This is a genomic window from Xanthomonas sp. LMC-A-07 (genome assembly GCF_030208825.1).
GTDB classification, from domain to species: domain Bacteria; phylum Pseudomonadota; class Gammaproteobacteria; order Xanthomonadales; family Xanthomonadaceae; genus Xanthomonas; species Xanthomonas campestris.
In genome coordinates, this window is the sequence record NZ_JARVTF010000011.1 from 376,079 (window position 1) to 402,225 (window position 26,147).

Here is a 26,147-nt window from a genome sequence, read left to right on the forward strand (position 1 = left end):
CCAAAGGCTCAGGCCTCGTCGGGGGTCAGCGTCTTGAGCTGCAGCGCGTGGATCGCCCCGCCCATCAGCTCGCCCAGGGTGGCGTAGACCATGCGGTGGCGGGCCAGCGGCGCTTTCCCGACAAAGGCCGGGCTGACCACGGTCGCCTCGAAATGCACGCCATCCTCGCCCTGCACGTCGACGCGGGCTTCAGGCAAGCCGGATTCGATGAGTTTACGGATGGTTTCGGCGTCCAAAGGGCGTTTCCTCATAAAATGAGCGCACATTCTACTCTTCACCCGAGCCCTGCATGGCCGTCTCGCACCTGCCCTCCGCCACCGTCAGCGACGCCAGCCTGGTCGCCAGCGGGCAGCGCGTGCTCGAGATCGAGCAGGCGGCCCTGGCCGCGCTAGGCGCGCGCATCGGTGCGCCGTTTGCCGCCGCCTGCCGGCTGGTGCTGGCCTCGCGCGGGCGGGTGGTCGCCACCGGCATGGGCAAATCCGGGCATATCGCGCGCAAGATCGCCGCCACCCTGGCCTCCACCGGCACCCCGGCGTTCTTCGTGCACCCGGGCGAGGCCGGGCATGGCGACCTGGGCATGATCACCGAGGCCGACATCGTGCTGGCGCTGTCGTATTCGGGCGAATCGGACGAAGTGCGCATGCTGCTGCCGGTGCTCAAGCGCCAGGGCAACCCGATCATCGCCATGACCGGCCGCCCGGCCTCCACCCTGGCGCAGGCCGCCGACGTGCACCTGGATGTCAGCGTGTCTGCCGAAGCCTGCCCGCTGCACCTGGCGCCGACCTCCAGCACCACCGCCTCATTGGCGATGGGCGATGCACTGGCGGTGGCCCTGCTGGACGCGCGCGGCTTCACCGCCGACGACTTCGCCCGCTCGCATCCGGCCGGCAGCCTGGGCCGCCGCCTGCTGCTGCACATCACCGATGTGATGCATGGCGGCGACGAGCTGCCGCGCGTGCGCGAGGACGCCAGCCTGAGCGAGGCGCTGATGGAGATGAGCCGCAAGCGCCTGGGCATGACCGCCGTGGTGGACGCGCAGGAGCGGCTGATCGGCCTGTTCACCGACGGCGATTTGCGCCGCGCGCTGGACAGCGACATCGACGTGCGCACTGCCGGCATTGCCGAGGTGATGACCCGCAACCCCAAGACCATCGGCGCCGACCAGCTGGCCGCCGAGGCCGCGCGGCTGATGGAGGACTACAAGATCAATGGCCTGATCGTGGTCGATGCGCAGCAGCGCGCGGTCGGCGCATTGAACATTCACGACCTGTTGCGCGCCAAGGTGGTTTAACAGGTTCAGTTTTCAACCGCCGGACCCCGTTCTCACCGATTCGTGCCGATGCCCTATTCCCCCCTGCAAGACCTTCCTGCCGAACTCATCGACCGCGCCGCCCGCGTGCGCCTGGCGTGTTTCGACGTCGACGGCACCCTGACCGACGGCCGCCTGTATTACGACCACGCCGGCAACGAGAGCAAGGCCTTCAATGTGCTCGACGGCCAGGGCCTGAAGCAGCTGGAGCATGCCGGCATCCACGTGGCGCTGATCACTGCCCGCGCCAGCCTGTCGGCGGAAAAACGTGGCCAGGATCTGGGCCTGCATGTGCAGATCGGGGTCAAGAACAAGCGCCTGGCAGTGCTGGCGCTGTGCCAGGAGCACGGGCTCTCGTTGGACGAAGTGTTGTTCATGGGCGATGACCTGCCCGACCTGCCGGCGTTGCTGGCAGTCGGCCTACCGGTCGCGCCCGCCAACGCGCACCCGTGGATTGCCGAACGCGTGCAGTGGCACACCCGCGCACGGGGCGGCGAAGGCGCCGCGCGCGAAGTCTGCGACGTGGTGCTGGCCGCGCAGGGCCAGGTCGACAGCATCATCGCGAGGTTCTCGGCATGACCTGGAATTGGCGCACCACGCTCGGCGCCGTGCTGCTGGCGGCGGCGATCATCAGCGGCTGGTCGGCCTGGCAGCAGCGCGCGCGTCCGGTCGCTGCGGCGGTGGACGATTCCAAGGCCGACTACGTGCTGCGCGACTTCGAGTTGATTGCCCTGGACAAGGAGAGCGGCAAGGAGTCGATGACGCTGCGCGCGCCGGAAATGCACCGTAACCGCGCCGACCAGACCTCGGAGATCACCACGCCGGTGTTCCTGCTACCCGACAACGCCAACAACCCGTGGACGCTGCGCTCCAAGACCGGCTGGATCAGCCCCAAGGGCGATGAAATGCGCCTGCGCGGTGACGTCGCCGGCGACAGCCCCACCACCGGCAATACCCCGCCCACCACTTTCCGCACCGAGAGCCTGGACGTGTTTCCGCAGCAGAACCTGGCCAAGACCGCCGCGCCGGTCACCATGCGCCGGCCGGGTATCATGCAAAGCGGGGTCGGCTTCGAGGCCGATCTCAAGACACGCCAGTACAAGCTCCTTTCCCAGGTCAAGACCCGCTATGAACCGAATGCTGCCCGCTAAACTGGCGTTTGCCGCACTGCTGCTGCCCGCATTGGCGATGGCCAAGACCAGCGATCGCAATCAGCCGATGACGATCGACTCCAACAGCAACGATTGCAACATGCTCGATGACAGCGGCAAGTGCCGCTTCAGCGGCAAGGTGGTGATCACCCAGGGCACGCTGGAAATCCACGCCGACACCGCCGACATCTTTCAGAAGAACGGCCAGACCGATCGCGTTGTGCTCAACGGCAAGCAGGCCACGCTGAAGCAGGAGATGGACGACGGCGCGATGATGAATGGCCAGGCCGACAACATCGAATACAAGGTCGCCGACGAAATCATCATCCTCACCGGCAATTACAAGGTGGATTCGCCCAAGGGCACCAACGCTGGTCAGCGCATGGTCTACAACACCAAGACCGGCAACATGCAGAGCGGCGGCGACGGCAGCCGCGTGCGCACCATCATCCAGCCCAAGACTGCCGCGCCCGCCGCGGCGCCCGCACCGGCCAAGCCGCAGGGGAAGAAGTAATGCTGGTCGCCACCGGTCTGCGCAAGAAATACAAGCAGCGCGAAGTGGTCAAGGAGTTCGGCCTGACCCTGGAGGCCGGCGAAGTGGTCGGCCTGCTGGGCCCCAACGGTGCCGGCAAGACCACGTGCTTCTATATGATCGTCGGGCTGGTCGAGGCCGATGCCGGGCGTATCGAACTGGACGGCCGCGACCTCACCGCCGAGCCGATGTACGCGCGCGCCAAGCTCGGCGTGGGCTACCTGCCGCAGGAGCCGTCGGTGTTCCGCAAGCTCAGCGTGGCCGACAACATCCGCCTGGTGCTGGAACTGCGCGACGACCTCGATGGGCCAGGCCAGGAGAAAGAACTGGCCTCGCTGCTAGAAGAGCTGCAGATCACCCATGTGGCCGACCAGCTGGGCGCCAGCCTGTCCGGTGGCGAGCGGCGCCGTTGCGAGATTGCCCGCGCGCTGGCCGCCAAACCGCGCATGATGCTGCTCGATGAACCGTTCGCCGGCGTGGACCCGATTTCGGTCGGCGAGATCCAGCGCATCGTCATTCACCTCAAGGAACGCGGCATCGGCGTGTTGATCACCGATCACAACGTGCGCGAGACCTTGGGAATCTGCGACCGCGCGTATATCCTCGCCGAGGGGGGCGTGCTGGCGCAGGGGGCACCGGACGCTTTGCTCAACAATCCCGACGTGCGGCGCGTCTATCTGGGGGACACCTTCCGCCTTTGAGCGCGTCGCCGCGCCATAGGTCATCCAGCTAGTGTCCGCATGAAAGCCCGGCTCCAGACATCGTTAGGACAGCAGTTGGTCATGACGCCGCAATTGCGTCAGGCGATCAAACTATTGCAGATGTCCACCACCGAGCTGGAAGTGGAAATCGCCGAAGCGGTGGAGACCAATCCACTGCTGGAGTGGGCCGACGAAGCCGCACATGCGGCCAGCGAGGCGCCGGTCGAACCGTCGCCCTCCGCCTCCAACGAAGAACGCCAACGCGACGAGCCGGCGCCTGCCGAGCGCGACGACGACTGGTCGCAAGACGAGCTGCAGTGGACCGGCACTGGCAGTGGCGGCAGCTTCGACGACGACGACAACGGCGACGCCGCCGAACGCGTGGCCGAGTCCGAAACCCTGGCAGACCACCTGTTGTGGCAGTTGCACCTGTCACCGCTGTCGCCAAGGGACCGCCAGATCGGCGCGATCCTGATCGATGCCCTGGACGAAGACGGCTACCTGCGCGAGCCGCTCAGCGCGATTCTGGAGACGCTCAACCTCGGCAACGTGGACGAGGCCGAAGTGCTCACCGTGCTGCACCAGATCCAGCGCTTCGACCCGGTGGGCATCGGTGCGCGCTCGCTGGGCGAATGTCTGGCGCTGCAGCTGCAGGTGCTCGATCCGGCGACGCCGGCGCGCGAGCTGGCGCTGCAGATCGTGGCCGGGCCGCTGGAACGGCTGCCGCGCAGCGGCATTGCCGGCCTGGCTCACGAACTCAAGCGCTCCGCCGCCGATGTCGAGCAGGCCGTGCAGCTGGTGCGCTCGCTGGACCCGCGCCCGGGCAAGCAGATCAGCGCGCTGTCGCAGGACACCTACGTGGTGCCGGACTGTGTGATCTGGCGCCAGCGTGGCGTCTGGCGCGCCGCCCTGGCCGGCCGCGCGCAACCCAAGGTCACCATCCACCGCGGCTACGAGCAACTGATCCGCAGCTGCGGCGAATCCGACGCCGGCTACCTGCGCGGCCAACTGCAGGAAGCGCGCTGGCTGCTCAAGAGCCTGGAGGCGCGCGGCGAAACCCTGCTGCGGGTGGTGCGCTGCCTGCTGCAGCACCAGGCCGGGTTCCTGGAGTTCGGCGCGCAGGCGCTGCGCCCGCTGACCCTGCGCGAGATCGCCGGCGAGCTGGGCCTGCACGAATCGACGATTTCGCGCGCCATCGCCCGCAAGTACGTACGCACGCCGCGCGGCACCATCCCGCTGCGCTCGTTCTTTGCCTCCGGCATCGACACCGACAGCGGCGGCGAGGCCTCCAGCACGGCGATCCAGGCGATGATCCGGCGCCTGATCGATGCGGAAAACCCGCGCAAACCCTTGTCGGACGCCAAGTTGGCAGATCTGTTGAAAACTTCCGGCGTACCAGTAGCGCGCCGAACCGTTGCGAAGTATCGTGAGGCCATGAACATTTCCGCCTCCCACGAACGCGTGCGCATCGCCTGACGTTGCAACCACCGCAACGCCGGCCTGTGCCGGGTTCGCCGGACCACCGGAAAGGTTCATTGGCCCACCGACCAATGGAGGTATCCGATGCGTATCGAGACGTATGGCCACCAGCTTGAAGTGACCCCCGCCCTGCGGGACTACGTGGCAAGCAAGCTGCAGCGCCTGCAGCGCCACTTCGACCAGCACTGTGAAGTCCGAACCCAGCTGGCCGTCCGCAAGCCAGACCACCATGTGGTCGCCACCGTCAACCTCCCCGGCCGCACCCTGCACGCCGATGCCAGCGGTTCCACCATGTATGCCGCCATCGACCTGCTGGTCGACAAGCTCGACCGCCTGGTGCTCAAGCACAAAGAGAAGAAATGTAACCACCACGCCCGCGAGGTGCGCGACAATCCCGCATGACGCTTCTCGCTTGATGCCCTCATGCCTTTAACCGATCTGATGGCGGCCGTGCGCACCATGGTGTCGCCGGCCGCCGATCGCGACACCGTCCTGCATACCGCCGCCGAGCTGCTGTCCTGCCGCCAGGCCGGTACCGACGAACTATTTGCCAACCTGTGCGAGCGCGAAGCCCTTGGCAGCACCGCCATCGGCCACGGCATTGCCATTCCGCACGGGCGCTGCCCCAACCTCACCGAACCACGCGGCGCCTTGCTGCGGCTGCAGACGCCGGTGGAGTTCGGCGCCGAAGAGGCCGTGGACCTGGTGTTTGCGATGGCGGTGCCGGCGCACTACACGCATCAGCACCTAATGCTGTTGTCGGAACTGGCCGAGCGTTTTTCGGACAGCCATTTTCGCCAGCAGCTGCGCGCCGCGCCCGATGCGCAAGCGCTGATGGCGCTGCTGACCGAGGTACCGCCCCCACACGCGAGCGCCGCATGAATACCAGCATCACCGCACGTGAGCTGTTCGACCAGCAGCGTGACAAGCTGGCGCTGCGCTGGGTCGCCGGGCAAAAGGGCGAGCACCGCGAAATCGAAGCCGGCAGCAATAATGCGCGCCGCCCCTCGCTGGCCGGCTACCTCAATGTGATCTACCCAAACAAGGTGCAGATCCTCGGTACCGAGGAGTTGGCGTGGCTGGATTCGCTGGATGCGCGGCAACGCTGGGAGACGATCGAAAAGATCATCCAGGTGCAGCCGCTGGCACTGGCGATCAGCAAGAACCAGTCCTGCCCGGAAGACTTGCGCGCGGCGGCGGATGAATCCAATACGCCGCTGTGGATCTCGCCCAAGCGCGGCCATGAGCTGCTCAATCATCTGTCCTACCACCTGGCGCGCACGCTGGCGCCGCGGGTCACGCTGCATGGCGTGTTCATGGAGATCTATTCGATCGGCGTGCTGATCACCGGCGAGGCCGGCTCGGGCAAGAGCGAGCTGGCGCTGGAACTGCTCAGCCGCGGGCACCGCCTGGTGGCCGACGACGCACCCGAGTTCACCCAGATCGCGCCCGACGTGCTCGACGGCACCTGCCCCGAGCTGCTGCAGGATCTGCTGGAAGTGCGCGGCCTTGGCGTGTTGAACGTGCGCGACATGTTCGGCGACACCGCGGTGAAGAAGAACAAGTACCTGCGCCTGATCGTGCACCTGACCCGGCCGATGACCGAGCCCACACCTTCCGGCTACGAGCGCCTGACCGGTGATTCTGGCAGCCGCCACGTGCTGGATCTGGACGTGCCGCTGATCACCCTGCCGGTGATGCCCGGCCGCAACCTGGCCGTGCTGACCGAGGCGGCTACCCGCCTGCACATCCTGCGCACCAAGGGCATCGACCCGGCGGCGATGTTCATCGCCCGCCACAGCAACCTGCTGGAGCGACGCACCCCATGAGCATTGCCGCGTCCACCTTGATGATCGTCAGCGGGTTGTCCGGGTCCGGCAAGTCGGTGGCGCTGAAGACCTTCGAAGACCTCGACTATTACTGCTCGGACAATCTGCCGGTCGAGTTGCTGCCGGACTTTGTGCGCAGCCGGCTGCGGGGCAACCCGCTCGGCGACCAGCGCCTGGCAGTGGGCATCGACGTGCGCAGCCGCAGCGACCTGACCCAGCTGGCGCAGTGGCGGCAGGCCGCGCAGGAATACGGCATCGAGGCACGCCTGCTGTTTTTCGAAGCCAGCGACGAAGCCCTGCTCAAGCGCTATGCCGATACCCGCCGCCGCCATCCGCTCAGCCAGCTCGGCCTGGCGTTGCCGGAAGCGATCACCCGCGAGCGCGAATTGACCGCGCCGCTGCGTGCGCAGGCCGATGCCATCATCGATACCAGCGCGCTCAACGTCCACCAGCTGCGCCGGCGCGTGGTCACCGAGTTCGCGCTGGGCAATAGCGACCGCTTGTCGCTGCTGTTCGAATCCTTCGCCTACAAGCGCGGCGTGCCGGCCGAGGCCGACTTCGTGTTCGATGCGCGTGTGCTGCCCAACCCGCACTGGGACCCGGAGCTGCGCCCACTCACCGGCCGCGATGCCGGCGTGCGCGATTACCTGGACAAGGAGCCGGACGTGATCCGCTATTCGGCGCAGATCGTGGACCTGCTCGATACCTGGCTGCCGCGCCTGCGCAACGACACCCGCAGCTACGTCACCATCGCGTTCGGCTGCACCGGCGGCAAGCACCGCTCGGTGTATCTGGCCGAGCGCATGGCGCGCCATGCACGCGAACAGGGCTGGCCGGAAGTGGCGACGTTTCATCGCGAGCAGGATTGAGGTTCGGGATTGGGGAATCGGGATTTGGGAATCGTTGAAGCGGTGTGATGCGGTCTGCGGCGCGGCTGGTCAGCGAGAGGGAACCTTGCGTTTGGTTGATGCGACTACTGTGCGCGCTTGATGTGATTGGGCGTTGTTGTCGCTGAGCAGGGCGTGGCCGACGCACTTATTGCATTGCTCCATCTCCACGCGGAAGGTGCCTGTCGAGCGCACTGAACCAAGCGCTATACGTCGGCACGCATGGCGAATTGGGAACACGGCAAAGGCGTCGCCAAGTCACGCGCGCTATGAGCATCGCCACTGATCAATCCACTGCAGCGCTCGCTTGCCGCGATACCGGTGCAGACGCAACGGACGTCACATCGTCACGCTGTCAGCGGAGCGCACATCGCCTGCAATCCACGCCCAATTGCAGCAGGCTAAACGCCCATTCATTTCGCAACACATCGGTGCCCGGCAAACGCTATCGCGTGGTCATGCTGACCTGTTAACGTTTCGGCATGGCCTGTGGCATTCTCCTCATTACTCATCCCGGCATCGGCGCAGCGTTCTTGGACGTGGCGACGGGGCTGTTGCGGCATTTGCCGTTGAAGACCGAATCCTTCGAGGTTCCGCTCGATGCAGACCTGGACGCGTTATTGCCCCAGGCCTCGGCAGCGATGCGTCGGGTCGACAGCGGCGACGGCGTGTTGGTCATGACCGACCTGTACGGCGCCAGCCCCAGCAATCTCGCCAGTCGGCTGGCCAAGCTGGGCACCCCGGTTCGCCGTGTGTCTGCGCTCAGCCTGCCCATGCTGCTGCGGGTGATGAATTACCCCGAACAAGGTTTGCAGGAGCTGCCCGCCACCGCGGCGGCCGGTACCCGCAACGGAGCGATCATCGACGATGCTTGAACGCGAACTCATAGTTTCCAATCGGCTGGGACTGCATGCGCGGGCAACCGCCAAGCTGGTGCAGACGCTGTCGTCCTTCCGCGCCAACGCCACGCTGGCGGCCAAGGGCCGCGAAGTGAATGCCAAGAGCATCATGGGCGTGATGCTGCTGGCTGCTGGCCAGGGCACCAGCGTGATGGTGCGCCTGGATGGCGAAGACGAGGCCGAGGCGCTGCAGGCGTTGGTGGACCTGTTCGAGCGCCGCTTCGACGAGGACAGCTGAGCATGCGCTGCGTCGGTGCCGTGCTGACCGACACGGCGCGGCTGCGCCAAGGCCGCGCATGAGTCTGCGCTTGCGCGGACATGCCGCCTCGCGCGGTAACGCATTGGGGCGCGCCCGCGTCCGCCAGAGCCACACGCTGGAGGTGGCCGAGCAACGCGTGCCGGCCAACCAGGTCGAAACGCAGCTGCAGCGTCTGCATGCGGCCATTGCCGCCGCACGCACCGAGATGCAGCAACTGCGCGACCGCCTGCATGGCGCGCTGGCCCGCGAAGTGGGCGAATTCCTCGAACTGCACGCGCTGTTACTGGACGACCCGGAACTGCTGCAGGGGCTAGACGATTTGATCCGCACCCACCGCTACAGCGCCGATTACGCGCTGCGTGTGCAACGCGATCGCTTAGCGGCCGTGTTCGACGGCATGGAAGATGCCTACCTGCGCAGCCGCATGGACGATCTGGACCATGTGATCGGCCGCATCCATGCGTTTTTGCACAAGCGCGCGCCCGATCTCAAGGGCGTGGCCGGCGAGATCCTGGTGTGCGACAACGTGGCTCCGTCGGAGCTGGCGCAGCTGCAGGCGCAAGGCGTGGTCGGCATCGTCACCACCGCCGGCAGTGCGCTCTCGCATAGCGCGATCCTGGCGCGCAGCTTGCACCTGCCCTTGGTGGTTGGCGTGGCCGACGCGGTGCAGCGGGTCAACGATGGCGACGTGCTGATCGTCGATGCCGGCTCCGGCCAGGTCATCGTCGACCCCACGCCCGAGCATCTGCGCGACTACCGCGAGCGGCTGCGCACGCTGGCCAAGGAACAACGCGAACTGGGCCGGTTGCGCTCCAAGCCGACCCGCACGCGCGACAACGTCGACATCACCCTGCTGGCCAATGCCGAGTCGCTGGAAGACGTGGCCAAGGCGCATGCGCTGGGCGCGAGCGGGCTGGGGCTGTACCGCACCGAATTCCTGTTCCTGCAGCGCAACGAGCTGCCGGACGAAGACGAGCAGTTCCACACTTACCGCGACACCGTGCTGGGCATGAGCGGCCGGCCGGTGACGATCCGTACGCTGGATCTGGGCGCGGACAAGGCCGACCGCACCGGGCTCACCCTGAGCGATGAGGACAACCCGGCGCTGGGCCTGCGCGGGGTGCGCCTGTCGCTTGCCCGGCCGGCGGTGGCCCAGGCACAGCTGCGCGCGATCCTGCGCGCGTCCGGCTACGGCCCGGTGCGCATTCTGGTGCCGATGGTCAGCGGGCGCGAGGAAATCCTGTTGGTGCGCAAACAGCTGAAAAAGCTCACCGCGCAGCTGCGCGACGAAGGCCACGAGATTGCCGAGCACATTCCGCTCGGCGCGATGATCGAGGTACCGGCGGCGGCATTGGCGCTGGACTGCTTCATCGACGATATCGACTTTTTGTCGATCGGCACCAACGACCTGGTGCAATACCTGCTGGCGGTGGACCGCAACAACGAGGCGCTGGGCGAGCTGTATTCGCCGTTGCATCCGGCGGTGCTGCGATTGATCGCGCAGGTCATCGCCACCGGGCGGGCGCACAACAAGCCGGTGGCCGTGTGTGGCGAAATCGCCGGCGACCCGCGCTTCGTCGCGATGCTGCTGTCGTTGGGCCTCACCGAGTTCAGCCTGCATCCGGCCACCTTGCTGGAGGTACGCCGCGCGGTGCGCGATCTGCATCTGGGCCAGTTGCGCGTGCATGGCGAAAAACTGCTGCGCGCGCGCGACCGCAAGGGCATCGAAAAATGGCTGGCAAGCGTGGCGCAAGGCCTGCTGCACTGAGTTGCGCCACACCCACGCCCACCGCGCGCGGGCACCGCTGCACATGCACTGTATGTTTCGTCACCGTGCGCAAGCGATAATGCCCTGCTGATCCAGCACCGCGGCCTCCGAAGAGACGCGTTCACTCCACCAGGGAGCCGCGCATGGCCGAAGCCGTCCGCCACGACAAGACCGCGCGCCAGCTACGCCTGCTGTCCGACGCGCTGGACAGCGGGCGTCTCGGGCCGGTGCGCCGGTTGGTCAATACGTTGGCGCCGGCGGAGATCGGCAACCTGCTGGAATCACTGCCGCCGGGCAAGCGCGAGGTGGTGTGGGGGCTGGTCGACCCGGAAGACGATGGCGAGGTGCTGCTGCATGTGGGCGATGAAGTACGCGAGAGCCTGCTCGCCGACATGGACCCGGACGAAATCGTCGCCGCGGTCGAAGACCTGGACATCGACGACCTGGCCAACCTGGTCGAGGACCTGCCCGATACCGTCATCGACGAAGTGCTCAAGTCGATGGACCGCGAGAACCGCGAGCGGCTGGAGCAGGTGCTTTCGTATCCGGAAGACACCGCCGGGCGCCTGATGAACCCGGACGTGGTGACGGTGCGCGCCGACGTCAACGTGGACGTGGTGCTGCGCTACCTGCGCCTGCGCGGCGAGCTGCCCGACCACACCGATCACCTGTACGTGGTGAGCCGGCGCCACCAGTATCTGGGCCGGGTGCCATTGGCGGCGCTGGTCACCCATGAAGACAGCACGCCGGTCAATCGGCTGATCGACGACGAGCAGCCGGCGATCGATGTCGGCGATGGGTCGGACGAAGTGGCGCGCCGCTTCTCCGACCACGACTGGATCTCCGCTCCGGTGGTGGACGACAACAACATCCTGCTCGGCCGCATCACCATCGATGACGTGGTCGACATCATCCGCGAGCAGGCCGAGCACCAGGCGTTGAGCGCCGCCGGTCTGGACGAGGACGAGGACATGTTCAGCCCGGCGCGGCGCGCGTTCCGCCGCCGCCTGATCTGGCTGGGCATCAACCTGTGCACCGCGTTCCTGGCCTCCAGCGTGGTCAGCCAGTTCGAAGGCACCATCGAAAAACTGGTCGCGCTGGCGGCGTTGATGCCGATCGTGGCCGGCATGGGCGGCAATGCCGGTACCCAGGTGCTGGCACTGATGGTGCGCGGCCTGGCGCTGGGGCAGATCGGCTCGTCCAACGTGATGACCTTGCTCAAGAAGGAACTGACCGTGGCGCTGATCAACGGCATGGTGCTGGGCATCGGGCTGGGCGTGATTGTGCTGGTGTGGTTCCGCCAACCGATGCTGTCGCTGGTGATCGGCACCGCATTGACCTTGAACATGCTCACCGCCGCGTTTGGCGGCGTGCTGGTGCCGGTGACGCTGAAGCGGCTGGGCTTCGACCCTGCGCTGGCGGGCGGCGTGATCCTGACCACGCTGACCGATGTGATGGGCTTTTTGAGCTTCCTCGGCCTGGCCACCTTGATCCTGTTGCGCTGAGCCAATGACGCGCGCCGCGCCCTCGCCGCAACGCGACATGCCGCAACACGCGTTGGCGGCGATACTGCAGGCCTGTCTTTGCCAGGGAGTGCTGCGTGATGCGTCGTTGTCTTTTGCTGGTGGTGCTCGCGCTGCTGCTGGCCGGCTGTTCCAGCTTGGTTGACCGGCACCAGGACACCCGCCGCGGTCACTTCGTGACGCGCTCGCTGGAGATCGAAGGCCGGCACTATCAGTACCAGGTGTTCGTGCCGGTGGGCACGTCGCCGCAGCCGCGGCCGATCGTGCTGTTCCTGCATGGCTCGGGCGAGCGTGGCGACAATGGCCGTAACCAGGCCGAGGTGGGCGTTGGCCCCTACCTGAGCGAACACACCGCCGACTTTCCCGCGCTGGTGGTGTTGCCGCAGGTGCCGGACGACGAGGAATGGCTGGGGATCAATGCGCGCATGGCGATTGCCGCGCTGGATGCCACCACTGCTGAATTTTCCGCCGACCCGCAGCGCACCTACCTCACCGGCATTTCGATGGGCGGCTATGGCGCCTGGGAAATCGGCCTGATGCAGCCGCAGCGTTTTGCCGCCATCGTGCCGATCTGCGGCGCGCTCAAGGCCCCGCGCGATGAGCGCCGCACCTTGTACGTGAGCCTGGTGGCGCAAGAAGCCGACCCGTACACCGCGGCCGTCACGCGCCTGAAGCACGTGCCGATCTGGATGTTCCATGGCGCCAAGGACGAGGCGGTCCCGCCGCACGACGACCGCGCGTTGTACCGCGCCGCCAAGGGCGTGGGCGCCAATGTGCGTTACAGCGAATACCCCAACGGCAACCACAACGCCTGGGACGCCACCTACGCCGATCCGGCGATGTGGGACTGGATGTTCAAGCAGCGCCTGCGCTAGCTGGCTGGGAAGACCTCGCCCTGGCGAACGATGGCGCAGCGGCGAGGCCGGCATTTCTGCGTGGTCTTGCTGCCCTGGCTGCACCTGCGGTTGTAGAGCGGCAGATCGCGCTGCGGCCCACTGGTCACCACAGCGGCAAGGCCGTTGTGGCGCTTTAGCGCTGCATGCAACCGCCCTGCCCTGGCAGGCTCGCAGCCCTGCCGTCGCTGTTCGTGCTCGCAGCGCGCTACGCGCACACGGCGCGCTACGCTGCGTACGCCCGCAGCCTTCAGTGGTGATAGCCAGTCTCGGCGGTGATCTTGCCGCGGAACACGCGGTACGACCACACCGTGTAGCCCAGGATCAGCGGGAGCAGCAGCACCAGGCCGACCAGCGCAAACAGCTGCGAAGACGGCGGCGCGGCGGCCTGCCAGATCGTATAGACCGGCGGCACCAGGTAGGGCCACATGCCCAGCACCAGCCCGAGGAAGCCGAGCACGAACAAGGCCATCGCCAGCAGGAACGGCGGCGTGTCCGGCTGGCCGGCGTCGGTGGCGCGCCACAACGCCACGCCCACCACCGCCACAAGCACCGGGATCGGCATCAGCCACAGGTAGTGCGCGCCTTCGAACCAGCGCTCCATCACGTGCGATTGCAGCGACGGCAGCCACGCACTGACCAAGCCGATGAACACCAGCACCGTCAACGCGAGTGGCCGCGATAGCTGGCGCGCCAGTTGCTGCACGTGGCCGTCGGTCTTGAGGATCAGCCAGGTGCTGCCGAGCAGTGCATAGCCGGCCACCAATGCCGCGCCGGTGAGCATCGCGAACGGGCTGAACCAGCCCCAGATGCCGCCGACGTACCGGTCGTTCTCGATCGGCAAGCCCTGCACCAACGCACCCAGGATCACGCCCTGCGCAAAGGTCGCCAGGATCGAACCGGCGGCAAACGCATTGCTCCACAGCCGCCGCGAGCGATGCGCCTTGAAGCGGAATTCAAACGCCACCCCGCGAAACACCAGCGCCATCACCATCAGCAGCACCGGCAGATACAGCGCCGACAGGATCACCGCATACGCCTTGGGAAACGCGGCGAGCAGCCCTGCCCCGCCCAGCACCAGCCAGGTTTCGTTGCCGTCCCAGATCGGCGCGGCGGTGTTCATCATCAGGTCCAGCTGCGCTTCGTCCTTGCGAAACGGCGCCAGGATGCCGATGCCGAGCACGAAGCCATCCAGCACCACGTACATCAACACGCCGAAACCGATCACCGCGAACCACGCCACCGGCAGGAAGGTCGTCATGTCCATCAGGCAGCTCCATCGATCGGTTCGTCGGCGGCCGACAGCGGCCGTGCGGGCGTGTGTTCGCCGTGATCCAGTTGCGGCGCATCGTGCGGGGTGGGCCCGAGCTTGCCGATCTTGACCAGGTACCAGATGCCCCAGCCGAACACGAAGGCGTAGCCGGCCACATACACCGCCAGCGAGATGGCGGTCATCAACGTCGACTGCGGGCCCACCGCATCGGCGGTACGCAGCAACCCATACACCACGTACGGCTGCCGGCCCATCTCGGTCACGAACCAGCCCGACACCAGCGCGATGAAGCCGCTCGGCAGCATCCAGCGCCAGGTGGCCAGCAACCAGCGCCACTGCACCAGCTTGCCGCGCCACCAGGCAAACGCCGACACCCAGGCCACCACCAGCATCAAGCTGCCCAGCCCGACCATGATGCGGAACGCGAAGAACACCGGCAGCACGGGCGGACGATCGGCGGCCGGCACCGTGGTCAGCGGCGCGATGCGGCCATCCAGGCGATGGGTGAGGATCAGACTGCCCAGCCGCGGAATGGCGATCTCGTAATCGTTGCGCTCTTTCGCCGCGTTGGGCACCGCGAACACCACCAGTGGGAAGCCCTCCCCCGGCGCTTCGTCGTGCCAGTGCGCTTCCACCGCGGCGATCTTCATCGGCTGGTGCTCGAGCGTGTTCAAGCCATGCATGTCGCCAACAAAGATCTGCAGCGGCACGGTGATCGCCGAAAACGCCACCGCCAGCTTGAGCATGCGCAGGCCTGCCTCGCGGTGCACGCCACGATGCAGATACCACGCACCCACCGCGCCCACCACGAAGCAGGTAGTGATGAACGAGCCCAGCGCCATGTGCGCCAAACGGTACGGGAACGACGGGTTGAAAATGATCTTCAGCCAGTCCACCGGATGCACGATGCCGTTGACGACCTCGTAGCCGGCCGGCGTCTGCAGCCAGCTGTTGGACGACAGGATCCAGAACGTGGAGAACAGCGTGCCCAGCGCGACCATGCAGGTGGCGAAGAAATGCAGGCGCTCGGAAATCCGGCCCCAGCCGAACATCATCACGCCCAGGAAGCTGGCTTCCAGAAAGAACGCGGTGAGCACTTCATAGCTGAGCAACGGACCGATCACGCTGCCGGCAATGCGGCTGAGCTCCGGCCAGTTCGCACCGAACTGGAAGGCCATGACGATGCCGCTGACCACGCCCATGCCGAAGGACACGGCGAAGATCTTCTGCCAGAAGAAATACAGCTCGCGCCAGACCGGCAGGCGGGTGCGCAACCAGCGCCATTCCAGAAATGCCAACAGGCTGGACAAGCCGATGGTGAACGCGGGAAACAACACGTGGAACGCGATGACGAACCCGAACTGGATCCGTGACAACAGCAGGGCGTCCATGGAGAAAGCTCCAGGAAAGTGGGGATGACCGCCAGCGCGCAGGCTGCGGATCGATCGCCGAGGAATCCCTGTGATGTGCGAGCAGATCCTTCGTGCGACAGGATCATGATAGGGACGCGTGCGCCCGTTCCCGATGCGACACGGCGTCGCACTGCGTCAACGTGTCGCGTCGCAATTGCGTTGAATCAAGGCATCTGGCTGCGTTGCAGCGCCGTAACGGGCGACTGCGAACGCGCAGCATCGCGCTATCGCGCAGATATCACGCGCCTGCCATCGGCTGCCAAAGCATACGGCCACGTGAGCGCCGTTCGCCACGCTGCTGCTAGCGGCGCACGTGGGCGCCGCCTGTCAGCCAATACGGTTTAGCGCTTGCGCATCCGCCGCGCCAGCTCGCTGACCAGCGCGATGCCGGCGGTGAGCCCCACCATCGACAGGAACTGTGCGCGGGTGTCGGCCGAAAATGCCAGCAGCACGAAGATCACCGCCAGGATCGCCAACGCCAGCAGCGTCAGCACCGGGTAGCCACGCATGCGGAACGGCAAGGCGATGCCGGCGCGGTCGGCGCGTGCACGCAGGATCAGCTGCGACAGCAACGAGATCGTCCACACCAGCAAACAGGTGGCACCGACGATATTCAGCAGCATCGGCAGCACCTTGCCGGGATACAGCAACTCCAGCACCGCGGCGGCAAAGCCGAACAACACGCTGGCGATCACCGCCACCAGCGGCACCTGCTGGCGGCTGGTGTTGCCCAGCCAACGCGGCGCTTCACCGCGCTGCGCCAGCGAGAAGATCATGCGCGAGGCACCATAGAGATTGGCATTGAGCGCCGACAACAGCGCCACCACCGCCACCAGCGTGATGCCGGTTGCCGCACCAGGAATGCGCGCCACTTCCAGCACTGCGGCAAACGGCGAACTCAGTGCATCACTGGTCCACGGCACCACCGCGACGATGACGCTGATCGAGCCGATATAGAACACCAGGATGCGCCAGGCCACCGTGCGGATGGTGCGCGCCAGGCTGCGCCCGGGGTCGGCGGTTTCAGCTGCCGCCACCGCCACGATCTCGGTACCGCCGAAGGCGAACACCACCACCAGCAATGCGGTGCCGATGCCGGCCAGGCCCTTGGGCGCGAATCCACCGTGCTGGGTGAAATTGGAGAGCCCCGGCGATGCCACACCCGGCAGCAGACCCGCCAGCAATGCACCGCCAATCATCAGGAAGATCAGGATCGCCACCACCTTGAGGATGGCGAACCAGAATTCGAACTCGCCGAAATTGCGCACGCCCAGCAGATTGATCACGGTGAAGGTGGCCATGAATACCGACGCCAGCATCGGCACCGGCAAGTCCGGCCACACCGTGGCCAGCAGGCTTGCTGCGCCCACCGCCTCGGCGGCGATCACCACCACGATCTGCAGCCACCATAACCAGCCGACGGTGGCGCCGGCGGTCGGCCCCATGGCATCGGCCGCGTAGACCGAAAACGCGCCGCTGGCCGGCTTGGCCGCAGCCATTTCACCGAGCGCGTTCATCACGATGATCACCAGCGCGCCGGCGATCAGATAGGACACCAGCACGGCCGGGCCGGCCGCGTGGATGCCGACCCCCGAGCCCAGGAACAAGCCTGCGCCGATCGCCGTGCCCAGGCCCATCATCATCAATTGCCGGGGTTTGAGCGCATGACGCAGCGCAGGCGCAGCGGACGAAGCAGTCTCAGCAACAGGATCGGTCGGAAGCGGCATGGACAGGATCGACGATGACGGGAACGCGACACGATACCGCGTCGCGGGCTCCGCCGCGCCTCTTGACGGCGGCACCGCCACCGCACTCCGGTCGCGAGCCCTGTCGCGGCGTGCGCGGTGCAACGGCGGCCACGCACGTGCAGGCCCCGCGTACCCGTGCGCTCCTTGCTGCAGCAGTGCGGACATCGCCACGGACACGCATGACATGCTGAACCACGCACCTGGCAGGCGGCGACCGAACAGGCCGCGCGCCATGCGGTGAGCACCGCGCGTCGTCCTCGTCCCTCCTCGCCCGCAACGCATCGCCCTCGGTTAGCGCCTCGCAGGCCCAGCGATGCCGGTGGGTGCAACGGGCACTTCGCTTGGCGAACCGCTTGAAAAAGAAACCCCGACCAAGGCCGGGGTTTCAGTCATACAGGGTGGCGCCGCGCCCTTATTCGGCCAGGTTCTTGCCCGCCCCTGCGGTGGCGATCACCTTGGCCTTGACCTGCGCGGCCGGCGTGACCGTGTAGATGTAGCCCAGCGATTCGGGGAACACCTTGGTGCTGATCCAGTTGGTGGCATTGGCGTAGGGCTTGCTGCCGTCGGGCGTGCCCCAGGTGATACCGCTGCCGACGTAGTTGTTGATCAGGTCCCAGTAGCCGATCTCGCTGCTGTCGCGCGAGGTCACCGGGTTCTTGATGTTCTCGAAGTAATTGGACTCGATCTTGGCAATGCCACCCATGCGTACATTGATGCCGGAGGTGGTGACGTTGTTGAAGTAGTTGTTGTAGATGTGGCTCAAGCCACGGCGCTGCAGCGGCACGCGCGATTCCACGTTCTCGAAGCGGTTGTGGTGGTAGGTGGTACGCGCGGCCGAGTTCTTGGTGTCGCTGTCGCTGTAACCGTTCAACGCCACCTTCTGGTAGTTGTAGACATAGTTGTAGGACACGGTGACGTGATGCACGCCCTTCTTCATGTCGATGCCGCCATCGAAGGAGGCATCACCGGCGCCGGAGCACTTGGTGAGCGAGGCGAATACCGTGTTGTGGTCGACCCAGATCTTGGACGGCTCGCCACTGGAGTTGCCTTCCAGCGAAATCGAATCGGCATCTTCGCCGCCCTGCAACAGACCGATGGTCATGTTCTGGATGATCACGTTGTGCGCATTGCCCACCACGCGAATGCCGAAGTTGGCAGCCGAGCCGTTGGCACCCTTGATGGTGACATCGCTCTTGTTCTTGATCTGCACGGTCTTGGCGGGCAGCTTCCACTGCGCGCAGACGTCCTTGATGGTGCCGAAGTCGAACTTGCCGGTGTAGTTCAGCACCAGGCCGCCGCTGCCGGAGTAGCTGTCGATGGCCGACTGCATCGCCTCGAACGTGGCCACATTCACCGGAACCTTGTTGCCGCCGCCGGTGGTGGCGGCACCGTAGCCGACCGGACCTGCGATCGCGCCCGCAGCGCAAACAGACAGTGCAAGCGCGAGTGCGCCCTGAAGCGTTTTGCTAATCATGCAGCCTCTCCCAATGAAATTCGAAAACGCTGCAGGGCGTCAGCGAGTGCATGACGACGGCAACGCGGTGCGTGGGGGCGTGCATTCTTCGCGCGTCTTGAAACAGAAAACAATTATCCAGTTATGAAAATTTGACAGACCGCGGCATTCGCGCAGAGAGACACGCAAAAGAGACAGCAATGGACAGCGGAGACAGGACACCGTGCCACTGCGCTGCAACATGTCTTGTGCGTGCGATTGCTGCATGCTGCGATGGCATGCCGTTGCGCATGCGCTACTGCGCGATGCAGCGCGCCGCGCGGCAATGCAGCGAAGCGAGCAACACTTCAACGCGACGCGCCACGGCCGCGCTTGATCACCACGCAGCCACATCACGCTGATGATCAGCGGATCAGTTTGGCGGGAAGTTCAGGCCTAATGCGCGGCTGCCGCATCAATCACGCGCGCGTGCATCGCCGCTGGAGCATCCGTGGCGTTGCGTTTCTGCAAGCTCTTGCAAACCGATCATTGATACAGCTTGCAGATGCGCGACGGCAGCAGCGGCGCGTTCGCCCAGAGTCTTACGAATGGCGCATGGGTCAATGCTGCGCACGCGATGATCGACTGAGTCGGCCAAGCGAAAGCAACTACGGCTGAGCATGCACGAGTGGCGCGATCACACGCCTCGGTCGTTGCTATCGAGCGCGGCGGCAAGTGCTCCGCACAGTTGTGGGGGATGCAGTGCAACGTAGTGCGCAGCACTACCAGACAAGGCCGCAGCACGATATGTACGCATGCTCGGCACGACGGTGTGGGCTTGGCCGGCCGGACCGGCGGCGGCCATCAAGACGGGCCGAAGGCGCGCATGGCTCAACACCGCAACGTGCATGGAGGAACCAACGCAGAGCTGCCCATCATTCCGGTGTCGTGTGCGTGGCCATGAACACGCTGCCACGCGCGCGCAAGACGCTGGTGTGGCTCGGTAACTGATGGCGTCGGGCTAAGAGCGGCTATCAAAACGGCTGCGCAGCCGCCAGGCGAGCGCGGCCGGCGAAATCGGCACGTACCCCACACACTCCGGTTCCTCCGCGCCGTCCGCACTCACCTGACGACTGCTCGCTACGTTTTGTGAGCCGCTCAAAGTGCTCAAGCGCACCAGTCTGCGGAACCGCGCGGGCATCAGCATGTCTGTCAAGGCCAGCAACCCGCAGCCCTGCAGCGTTACACCCCGCTCAGACGGCGCGATTGGCCAGCGCCGAGGTGCGGGTCAGTTGCCCGCCTGGCCACGGGCTGTGGTCGTCGAGGAAGTTGCCGACCAGGCGCATGCAGGGCTCGCGCTCTTCCACATGCGGCATGTGGCTGGAGTTGGGGAAGACATGCCAGCGCGCGTCCGGAATCAATCGCGCGTAAGGCTCCACGGTTTCCGGCGTGGCTTCATCGTATTTGCCGGACAGCACCAGCGTCGGCGCGGTGATGCGGTGCAGGCGTTCGATGATGCTCCAGTTGCGCAGGCTGCCCACGACGTGGAATTCGGTCGGGCCGTTCATCGCGTGGTAGACGGTGGGATCGGCATCGATCGCGGCAAAGGTGCGCGCCACCTCCGCAGGCCAGGGCAGCACCCGGCACACGTGCTGTGCGTAGAACGCCTGCGTGGCGGCGCGGTAGGCGGGCGAATCCAGGGTGCCGGCGGCTTCATGTTCGTCCAGGGCGGCCTGTACCGGTTCGGGCAGGCGCGCGCGCAGGCGCAGCGCGGCGGCCCGCCACAAGCCCATCGACGCGGGCGAGTTGGCGATGACCAGTGCGCGCAGTCCTGCAGGGCGGCGCACCGCGTGTTCGGCGGCCAGCATGCCGCCCCACGACTGGCCCAGCAGCGCGTATTGGGCCAGTCCGAGATGGCTGATCAGCGCGTGCAGCTCATCCAGGAACAGTCCGACCGTCCAGAAGCTGGGGTCGGCATTGGGCAGATGGGTGGAATGCCCGTTGCCCAATTGGTCGTAGTGAATGACCGCGCGGCCGCTGCCGGCCAGATCGGTAAAGCTGTCGACGTAGTCGTGCGTGCAGCCCGGGCCGCCATGCAGCACGATCAGCGGGCACGCATCGCTGTGCAGGTCGCCGGTGATGCGGTACCAGGTGCGATAGCCGCGAAATTCGACGAAACCCTCGGTGCACTGCATGACCTGCGCCCACTTACGGCAATGAGAGCGGCGAGCCTACCCAGCGCAGCGGGTCGGGATAACTGGCAAATTTGCCAGGTTAGCCATGCATATAGGGGCATAACAGATCCGCGGACGCCGTCTGCGCTGCGAATGCCCGCGCCCTTGGTGCCTGGGCCAAATAGGTTGGTGCGTGCTTGGTCAGTTGCACTGATTGCCTGCACCAATCGCATTCACCACGGATTGTTTCAACTGGCGATGGAGACCGTGTGTCGTCAGCATCCACGTTAAGTGCGATGACACCGGTCGGCAATCGCGAAACGCGCGAATTGCGACACCGGCGTGTGTGCGATGTGCGCTGAGGTCGGCATGCGAACACCGGTCTGCCAGCGCTCCCCGAACATGAACAACCACGCCCGCGCCAACTACGCGGCCGACAAACCCGACCAACCGAGTCTTCCTACAATTCCAGCAGCCGGTAATGCATGCCGCGCACCACCGCTTCCACGCGATTGCGTGCGCCCAGTTTGCGGGCGGCCGAATTCAGATGCAGGTTCACGGTGGCCGTGGAGCGGTTGAGCGTGGCGGCAATGCTCTTGGCAGTCATGCCCTTGGCCGAGTACTGCAGGCATTCGCGCTCGCGGCGGGTCAAGGCGATGTGGTGGCAGCGGCGCTCCTGCGGATCGAGCAACTCCTGCGCGCGTGCCTGAAAGGCGTGCGCCAGCAGTAGGAATGGCGGCAGCTGGGCTTCGGCCAAGCGCGGAGCCTCGGCCTGGGTGGCGTTGACTGCCGCGCTGAAGGTCGCAAACGCGCCGCCGGGCAGGTGCAGTGGCACGGTGACACCGGTGCCCATATCGCTGTCGCACAAGTAGCGGGTGACCTGCCGGTGCTGGTCGCCCACGTATTCCACGCCCTCGGTGCGGCCTTCGGTGCGGTACGACCATACGAACGGCGTGGTGCGGCGGGTGGCGCGCTGCTGCACCGGGTCGTTCTGGTAATAGCCGTGTTCGCACCAGACGTTGTGCATGTCGTCGGGCGCATTGCGCTGCAGGAACACCGAGGGGGTGATCAACGCGCCCTCCATGCTCAGCGGCACCGGGGCGTAGTCGTACACCAGCGACTGGAATCCCAGCGCACAGACATCGCGAAACACCCGGTCCAGGCAGGCATTGAGCGTCTCGCGGGCCTGGAGATCGCGGCCCAGGCTGGCCAATGTGTCAAACATGGTGCATGTCCTTCGGTGCCGGCGACTGCCACTGGATGACATCCAGCATGGAAAACCTAGCATTTTTACCAATGGATGGGCTCGCCGGGCGCTTTATGTTCACAATGCCGGGCAACACCCGCCCCCACGGCACTAGCCGCGCGCCAGCGCCGCCAGGCACCGCCCGGCCCTCCCCTCAGCGGATATCTGCATGACCGACACCCCAGGCCGCAGCGACGCGGCCACGCTGGAACGCTTCGGCTACGCCCAGGAACTCAAGCGGCAGCTCAGCCTGAAGGACCTGCTGATCTATGGCCTGGTATTCATGGTGCCGACCGCGCCGTTCTCGATTTTCGGCGGGGTGTTCGACATCAGCGCGGGAATGGTGCCGCTGACCTATCTGGTGGGCTTCGTGGCAATGCTGTTCACCGCACTGAGCTACCAGCAGATGTCGCAGGCCTTTCCGGTGGCCGGTTCGGTGTATGCGTATGTGGGGCGCGGTTTGAGCGGCGGCATGGGATTTCTGGCCGGCTGGGCCATCCTGCTGGACTATCTACTGGTACCCACCCTGCTCTACGTGGTCGGCGCCAACGCCATGCACAACGTGCTGCCCCAGGTGCCGCAACCGGCGTGGATCGCCTTCTTCGTGGTGCTCAACACGGTGGTCAATCTGCGCGGCATCGAGACCACTGCGCGCGCCAACCGCTTCTTCCTGTATGCGCAGCTCATCGTGCTGGCGCTGTTCGTGGTGCTGGCGACACTGGCCATCCAGCGCGGCGTCAACGGGGCGCAGTGGACCCTGCGCCCGTTCTACAACCCGCAGGCGTTTTCGCCGCAGTTGATCTTCAGTGCGCTGTCGGTGGCGGTGGTGTCGTTCCTGGGCTTCGATGCGATCTCCACGCTGTCGGAGGAGACCCGCGGCGGCAACCGGGTGGTCGGACGCGCGACATTGTTGGCGTTGGTGCTGGTGGCCGGCCTGTTCGTGCTGCAGACCTGGCTGGCGGCGTTGCTGCAGCCGCAGTTGCAGCGCTACCCCAGCGCGCAAGCGTCCAACGATGCGTTCTTCGAGATCGGGCGGCTGATTGCCGGGCCGTGGATGCAGATTGTGATTGCGCTGACGGTGGCCATCAGTGCGGCGATCGCCAATTCGTTGGTGGCGCAGGCGGCCACCTCGCGGCTACTGTTCGCAATGGCACGCGACCGCCAATTGCCCGCGTTCCTGCGCTATATCCATCCGCGCACTGGCGTGCCGCAGCGGGCGATCCTGCTGGTGGCGGCCCTGAGCATGGTGCTGGGGGAAGTGTTCGTCGGGCAGATCGCGTTGCTGTCCTCGCTATGCAATGTGGGCGCGCTTACGGCCTTCGTGCTGCTGCATGTGGCGGTGCTTTGGCACTTTCGCGCGCATGGCCGCAAGGTGCTGCACGGGCTGGTGCCAGTGATCGGCATCGTGATCCTGGCCTATGTGCTGATCAATGCCGACCTACATGCGCAGCTGGGCGGCAGCGCCTGGATGGTGGTTGGACTGGCCGTGTTGGCCTTCCTCAAGTTCAGCGGACGCTCGACCGAATTCCGCGCTACTGACGCGTTGTAAATTCAGTACCGCGTGCGTGCCTGCGCGTGGGGCGTGCGCGTGCATGCGTACACGCGGTGAGCGCAAGTCCACAACACTGTCGCGCCCCATCTTCGGCGTTGAATGCAGCGCATGGACTTCGCCATGCGTCTCCATGCGGATGCTGCACGCAATGCGTACAGATGACGCCATGCGTGCTGCTCAGTGCGGCGCGCGCGCCAGCGCCTGCAGATGCCGCTACGCCGTCGTAAAGCATGGCGCCGCTCAATGTTGCGTCGCGCAATTGCATGCGTTCGTGTGTCGCGCTGCACTCAAGCATTCAACCGAGCACCGGTAAGGACTGCCGTTTGAAGCGGCAACCATCGATACAACGCGCCAAATCGCACATTTTCGTGAAAGTCACTTCATGAAAGAGATTTTCAGCACATATTCAGTGTTGAACTTTCGCTAGGCTCGTGACGCGCCATCGATGGCGCACGCGGACCACGGCCCCCGCCGTTGCCCAGCGTTCCCTGACGAGAAGGACTATCCATGAATCGCAAGAATGCGTTGTATCTCGCGTTGTTCTCCGCACTTTCCGGCACGGCGCTGGCAGCGCCGCCGACCGAAATGGACGCCGCGCCGGTGACCACGGCGCCGCAAGCCGCCAAGTTGGGTGCGGCACAGCTGCAGTCGGCCAGTTTGCGTGGTGGCGTGCTGCCAACCCGTGTTGCGCAATTGGCTGCACCCGGCAGCAGCGAACTGGCGCGCGTGCGCGAGCGTCGTATTGCGCAGGTCAAGCACGGGCTGCCATTGCAGATCGGTTTCTCGCGCGCGGTGACGCAACCACTGGTCAATCTGTCCAAGCTGGATTGGCAGATGACCAGCGATGGCGGCCGCGTGGCAACGCTGACGCTCAGCTCTGCGCAGGCCGCTGCATTGCGCGCCTCGCTCGTGCTGCGGGGGGCCGGCGCAACGCCGGGTGATCCGTCCAAGGTGACGCTGCGCTTTGCCGGCGACGATGGCCGCGTGTTCGAGCAATCCGGTACCAGCTTCAGCACCAGTGGCAGTGACATCGGCTGGTCGCCGACGGTCAACGGCGACACCTTGCTGGTCGAGCTGTCGCTGCCGGCTGGGCAATACCCGCAGAACTTCAGCCTGTCGGTGCCGCAGTTGTCGCACCTGGACATCAGCCCCACCGCCAGCCCGCGCGACATGATGACCATTGCCATTGGCGAGAGCGATTCCTGCCAGAACGACGTCGTTTGCCGCGCCAATCCCACCGCCGGTTTCACCAGTGCGTCCAAGGCCGTGGCGCGCATGGTGTTCACCACCAGCCAGGGCTCGTTCCTGTGCACGGGCACCTTGCTCAACAACACCAACACGCCCAAGCGCAATCTGTTTTGGACCGCCGCACACTGCATCAGCACGCAGACGGTGGCCAATTCGCTGCAGACCTATTGGTTCTACGATGCGGCCAGTTGCAACGGCAATACCGTCAGTGCGCAGGCCACCACGTTGACCGGCGGTGCGTTCCTGCGCCACGCCAACACCACGCGTGACACCGCATTGCTGGAGCTCAAGACCGCACCGCCCAGCGGCGCGTTCTACGCGGCGTGGAATAGCGCAGCCATCGGGGCCACCGGCACGTCGATCGTTGGCATCCATCACCCCTCTGGCGACGTGAAGAAGTACTCGCTGGGCTCGGTCACAGGGCTGAACACCTCCATCGATGGCAAGACCCCGCTCTACCGCGTGGTCTGGAACGATGGTGTGACCGAGGGCGGCTCGTCAGGCTCGGCCTTGTTCACCGTCGCCAGTGGTGGCGCCTACCAGCTGCGGGGCGGCCTGTATGGTGGGTATTCGTACTGCACCGCGCAGAGCGATCCGGATTATTACTCGCGGTTCTCGGATGTGTATTCCACCATCTCCAGCTTCCTGGGCCCGTAAGGCCTAATGGAGGGTCGAGCGACTGTGTAGCAGTGCTGCGTGCGCGCGATCCTTGTGGTCGCGCACGCGTTTGTCTGAAGCGTGCACCTTTGCGTGGCTCGGTGTCTTGCCAGGCGATGCATAAGTGGTTGTTAGGCATGTCGTGCAACGCGACAGCCAAGTGTTACCGCTGATG

General features: G+C 65.7%; 24 protein-coding genes and 1 other RNA gene. 18 read left to right on the forward strand and 7 right to left on the reverse strand.

Annotated elements, in window-relative coordinates; all coding sequences use genetic code 11:
• Window positions 1–8: 8 nt before the first annotated feature.
• A complete protein-coding gene (locus QRM89_RS13135) occupies window positions 9–236 on the reverse strand; it encodes a BolA/IbaG family iron-sulfur metabolism protein (RefSeq protein WP_011037923.1) in 228 nt (75 codons plus the stop codon).
• A 53-nt stretch (window positions 237–289) separates the two neighbouring features.
• On the opposite strand from QRM89_RS13135, the gene QRM89_RS13140 reads away from it, so the two are divergent.
• From QRM89_RS13140 to QRM89_RS13210, 15 genes are all read left to right on the forward strand, one after another.
• Entirely contained in the window at window positions 290–1,291 is a 1,002-nt protein-coding gene (locus QRM89_RS13140; RefSeq protein WP_075285486.1) for a KpsF/GutQ family sugar-phosphate isomerase, read from the forward strand.
• Window positions 1,292–1,339: 48 nt separating this feature from the next.
• A complete protein-coding gene (locus tag QRM89_RS13145; RefSeq protein ID WP_075285485.1) occupies window positions 1,340–1,888 on the forward strand; it encodes an HAD hydrolase family protein in 549 nt (182 codons plus the stop codon).
• Complete coding sequence (gene lptC, locus QRM89_RS13150) at window positions 1,885–2,460, forward strand: LPS export ABC transporter periplasmic protein LptC (RefSeq protein WP_014508474.1); 576 nt, start codon at window positions 1,885–1,887, stop codon at window positions 2,458–2,460. Before QRM89_RS13145 ends, lptC begins: the two co-directional genes overlap by 4 nt.
• A complete protein-coding gene (gene lptA, locus QRM89_RS13155) occupies window positions 2,438–2,974 on the forward strand; it encodes a lipopolysaccharide transport periplasmic protein LptA (protein WP_011037927.1) in 537 nt (178 codons plus the stop codon). Before lptC ends, lptA begins: the two co-directional genes overlap by 23 nt.
• Window positions 2,974–3,693 carry an LPS export ABC transporter ATP-binding protein gene (gene lptB, locus QRM89_RS13160; RefSeq protein ID WP_011037928.1) on the forward strand — a complete coding sequence of 240 codons (720 nt, stop codon included), beginning with the start codon at window positions 2,974–2,976 and terminating at the stop codon, window positions 3,691–3,693. Before lptA ends, lptB begins: the two co-directional genes overlap by 1 nt.
• Before the next feature lie 39 nt (window positions 3,694–3,732).
• A complete protein-coding gene (locus QRM89_RS13165; protein ID WP_115540718.1) occupies window positions 3,733–5,169 on the forward strand; it encodes an RNA polymerase factor sigma-54 in 1,437 nt (478 codons plus the stop codon).
• A gap of 87 nt (window positions 5,170–5,256) precedes the next feature.
• Window positions 5,257–5,574, forward strand: coding sequence for a ribosome-associated translation inhibitor RaiA (raiA, locus tag QRM89_RS13170; RefSeq protein ID WP_011037930.1), 318 nt, complete (start codon window positions 5,257–5,259; stop codon window positions 5,572–5,574).
• A 21-nt stretch (window positions 5,575–5,595) separates the two neighbouring features.
• Complete coding sequence (locus QRM89_RS13175) at window positions 5,596–6,054, forward strand: PTS sugar transporter subunit IIA (protein WP_011037931.1); 459 nt, start codon at window positions 5,596–5,598, stop codon at window positions 6,052–6,054.
• The gene (hprK, locus tag QRM89_RS13180; RefSeq protein ID WP_016904610.1) at window positions 6,051–7,001 is read left to right on the forward strand and encodes an HPr(Ser) kinase/phosphatase; all 951 of its coding nucleotides are present in this window, start codon (window positions 6,051–6,053) and stop codon (window positions 6,999–7,001) included. The genes QRM89_RS13175 and hprK overlap by 4 nt, the downstream gene beginning before the upstream one ends.
• Complete coding sequence (gene rapZ / locus QRM89_RS13185; protein ID WP_014508477.1) at window positions 6,998–7,870, forward strand: RNase adapter RapZ; 873 nt, start codon at window positions 6,998–7,000, stop codon at window positions 7,868–7,870. Before hprK ends, rapZ begins: the two co-directional genes overlap by 4 nt.
• 500 nt (window positions 7,871–8,370) lie before the next feature.
• Window positions 8,371–8,763: a hypothetical protein gene (locus tag QRM89_RS13190; RefSeq protein WP_011037933.1), complete on the forward strand. Its 393-nt coding sequence runs from the start codon at window positions 8,371–8,373 to the stop codon at window positions 8,761–8,763.
• Window positions 8,756–9,025 carry an HPr family phosphocarrier protein gene (locus QRM89_RS13195; protein WP_011037934.1) on the forward strand — a complete coding sequence of 90 codons (270 nt, stop codon included), beginning with the start codon at window positions 8,756–8,758 and terminating at the stop codon, window positions 9,023–9,025. Before QRM89_RS13190 ends, QRM89_RS13195 begins: the two co-directional genes overlap by 8 nt.
• A gap of 58 nt (window positions 9,026–9,083) precedes the next feature.
• Window positions 9,084–10,814 carry a phosphoenolpyruvate--protein phosphotransferase gene (ptsP, locus tag QRM89_RS13200; protein WP_019237442.1) on the forward strand — a complete coding sequence of 577 codons (1,731 nt, stop codon included), beginning with the start codon at window positions 9,084–9,086 and terminating at the stop codon, window positions 10,812–10,814.
• A gap of 143 nt (window positions 10,815–10,957) precedes the next feature.
• On the forward strand, window positions 10,958–12,319 hold the full coding sequence (mgtE, locus tag QRM89_RS13205) for a magnesium transporter (RefSeq protein WP_011037936.1): 1,362 nt from the start codon (window positions 10,958–10,960) through the stop codon (window positions 12,317–12,319).
• Between the two features lie 98 nt (window positions 12,320–12,417).
• Window positions 12,418–13,212 carry a prolyl oligopeptidase family serine peptidase gene (locus tag QRM89_RS13210; RefSeq protein WP_285448210.1) on the forward strand — a complete coding sequence of 265 codons (795 nt, stop codon included), beginning with the start codon at window positions 12,418–12,420 and terminating at the stop codon, window positions 13,210–13,212.
• 268 nt (window positions 13,213–13,480) lie between these two features.
• Here QRM89_RS13210 and cydB read toward each other — a convergent pair whose 3' ends face one another.
• The 4 genes from cydB to QRM89_RS13230 all read right to left on the reverse strand — a co-directional run bounded on the left by cydB (window position 13,481) and on the right by QRM89_RS13230 (window position 19,137).
• A complete protein-coding gene (gene cydB / locus QRM89_RS13215) occupies window positions 13,481–14,497 on the reverse strand; it encodes a cytochrome d ubiquinol oxidase subunit II (protein ID WP_011269599.1) in 1,017 nt (338 codons plus the stop codon).
• On the reverse strand, window positions 14,497–15,894 hold the full coding sequence (locus QRM89_RS13220; RefSeq protein WP_115006134.1) for a cytochrome ubiquinol oxidase subunit I: 1,398 nt from the start codon (window positions 15,892–15,894) through the stop codon (window positions 14,497–14,499). The genes cydB and QRM89_RS13220 overlap by 1 nt, the downstream gene beginning before the upstream one ends.
• Window positions 15,895–16,256: 362 nt before the next feature.
• On the reverse strand, window positions 16,257–17,642 hold the full coding sequence (locus QRM89_RS13225) for an amino acid permease (protein WP_042598072.1): 1,386 nt from the start codon (window positions 17,640–17,642) through the stop codon (window positions 16,257–16,259).
• A 433-nt stretch (window positions 17,643–18,075) separates the two neighbouring features.
• Window positions 18,076–19,137 (reverse strand): pectate lyase, encoded by a 1,062-nt coding sequence (locus QRM89_RS13230; protein ID WP_285448211.1) that lies wholly within the window; start codon window positions 19,135–19,137, stop codon window positions 18,076–18,078.
• Window positions 19,138–20,177: 1,040 nt separating this feature from the next.
• Here QRM89_RS13230 and QRM89_RS13235 point away from each other — a divergent pair.
• Window positions 20,178–20,251: non-coding RNA, sX9 sRNA (locus tag QRM89_RS13235), on the forward strand.
• A 97-nt stretch (window positions 20,252–20,348) separates the two neighbouring features.
• Here QRM89_RS13235 and QRM89_RS13240 read toward each other — a convergent pair.
• Both QRM89_RS13240 and QRM89_RS13245 read right to left on the reverse strand, forming a co-directional pair.
• Window positions 20,349–21,290, reverse strand: a complete 942-nt coding sequence (locus tag QRM89_RS13240) for a proline iminopeptidase-family hydrolase (RefSeq protein WP_115530840.1) — start codon at window positions 21,288–21,290, stop codon at window positions 20,349–20,351.
• 439 nt (window positions 21,291–21,729) lie between these two features.
• Window positions 21,730–22,494, reverse strand: coding sequence for a LuxR family transcriptional regulator (locus QRM89_RS13245; RefSeq protein WP_014508487.1), 765 nt, complete (start codon window positions 22,492–22,494; stop codon window positions 21,730–21,732).
• A 190-nt stretch (window positions 22,495–22,684) separates the two neighbouring features.
• Here QRM89_RS13245 and QRM89_RS13250 point away from each other — a divergent pair, with 190 nt between their 5' ends.
• Together QRM89_RS13250 and QRM89_RS13255 are read left to right on the forward strand one after the other, a co-directional pair.
• Window positions 22,685–24,064 (forward strand): APC family permease, encoded by a 1,380-nt coding sequence (locus tag QRM89_RS13250; RefSeq protein WP_228418888.1) that lies wholly within the window; start codon window positions 22,685–22,687, stop codon window positions 24,062–24,064.
• Window positions 24,065–24,574: 510 nt separating this feature from the next.
• Window positions 24,575–25,972 (forward strand): trypsin-like peptidase domain-containing protein, encoded by a 1,398-nt coding sequence (locus tag QRM89_RS13255; RefSeq protein WP_139327973.1) that lies wholly within the window; start codon window positions 24,575–24,577, stop codon window positions 25,970–25,972.
• Window positions 25,973–26,147: the final 175 nt, after the last annotated feature.

What these genes read in the sequence shown, in the direction of transcription:
- QRM89_RS13140 (WP_075285486.1), top strand. Translation starts at nt 290, where the DNA reads ATGGCCGTCTCGCACCTGCCCTCCGCCACCGTCAGCGACGCCAGCCTG.
- QRM89_RS13145 (WP_075285485.1), top strand. Translation starts at nt 1,340, where the DNA reads ATGCCCTATTCCCCCCTGCAAGACCTTCCTGCCGAACTCATCGACCGC.
- lptC (WP_014508474.1), top strand. Translation starts at nt 1,885, where the DNA reads ATGACCTGGAATTGGCGCACCACGCTCGGCGCCGTGCTGCTGGCGGCG.
- lptA (WP_011037927.1), top strand. Translation starts at nt 2,438, where the DNA reads ATGAACCGAATGCTGCCCGCTAAACTGGCGTTTGCCGCACTGCTGCTG.
- lptB (WP_011037928.1), top strand. Translation starts at nt 2,974, where the DNA reads ATGCTGGTCGCCACCGGTCTGCGCAAGAAATACAAGCAGCGCGAAGTG.
- QRM89_RS13165 (WP_115540718.1), top strand. Translation starts at nt 3,733, where the DNA reads ATGAAAGCCCGGCTCCAGACATCGTTAGGACAGCAGTTGGTCATGACG.
- raiA (WP_011037930.1), top strand. Translation starts at nt 5,257, where the DNA reads ATGCGTATCGAGACGTATGGCCACCAGCTTGAAGTGACCCCCGCCCTG.
- QRM89_RS13175 (WP_011037931.1), top strand. Translation starts at nt 5,596, where the DNA reads ATGCCTTTAACCGATCTGATGGCGGCCGTGCGCACCATGGTGTCGCCG.
- hprK (WP_016904610.1), top strand. Translation starts at nt 6,051, where the DNA reads ATGAATACCAGCATCACCGCACGTGAGCTGTTCGACCAGCAGCGTGAC.
- rapZ (WP_014508477.1), top strand. Translation starts at nt 6,998, where the DNA reads ATGAGCATTGCCGCGTCCACCTTGATGATCGTCAGCGGGTTGTCCGGG.
- QRM89_RS13190 (WP_011037933.1), top strand. Translation starts at nt 8,371, where the DNA reads ATGGCCTGTGGCATTCTCCTCATTACTCATCCCGGCATCGGCGCAGCG.
- QRM89_RS13195 (WP_011037934.1), top strand. Translation starts at nt 8,756, where the DNA reads ATGCTTGAACGCGAACTCATAGTTTCCAATCGGCTGGGACTGCATGCG.
- ptsP (WP_019237442.1), top strand. Translation starts at nt 9,084, where the DNA reads ATGAGTCTGCGCTTGCGCGGACATGCCGCCTCGCGCGGTAACGCATTG.
- mgtE (WP_011037936.1), top strand. Translation starts at nt 10,958, where the DNA reads ATGGCCGAAGCCGTCCGCCACGACAAGACCGCGCGCCAGCTACGCCTG.
- QRM89_RS13210 (WP_285448210.1), top strand. Translation starts at nt 12,418, where the DNA reads ATGCGTCGTTGTCTTTTGCTGGTGGTGCTCGCGCTGCTGCTGGCCGGC.
- cydB (WP_011269599.1), bottom strand. Translation starts at nt 14,497, where the DNA reads ATGGACATGACGACCTTCCTGCCGGTGGCGTGGTTCGCGGTGATCGGT.
- QRM89_RS13220 (WP_115006134.1), bottom strand. Translation starts at nt 15,894, where the DNA reads ATGGACGCCCTGCTGTTGTCACGGATCCAGTTCGGGTTCGTCATCGCG.
- QRM89_RS13225 (WP_042598072.1), bottom strand. Translation starts at nt 17,642, where the DNA reads ATGCCGCTTCCGACCGATCCTGTTGCTGAGACTGCTTCGTCCGCTGCG.
- QRM89_RS13230 (WP_285448211.1), bottom strand. Translation starts at nt 19,137, where the DNA reads ATGATTAGCAAAACGCTTCAGGGCGCACTCGCGCTTGCACTGTCTGTT.
- QRM89_RS13240 (WP_115530840.1), bottom strand. Translation starts at nt 21,290, where the DNA reads ATGCAGTGCACCGAGGGTTTCGTCGAATTTCGCGGCTATCGCACCTGG.
- QRM89_RS13245 (WP_014508487.1), bottom strand. Translation starts at nt 22,494, where the DNA reads ATGTTTGACACATTGGCCAGCCTGGGCCGCGATCTCCAGGCCCGCGAG.
- QRM89_RS13250 (WP_228418888.1), top strand. Translation starts at nt 22,685, where the DNA reads ATGACCGACACCCCAGGCCGCAGCGACGCGGCCACGCTGGAACGCTTC.
- QRM89_RS13255 (WP_139327973.1), top strand. Translation starts at nt 24,575, where the DNA reads ATGAATCGCAAGAATGCGTTGTATCTCGCGTTGTTCTCCGCACTTTCC.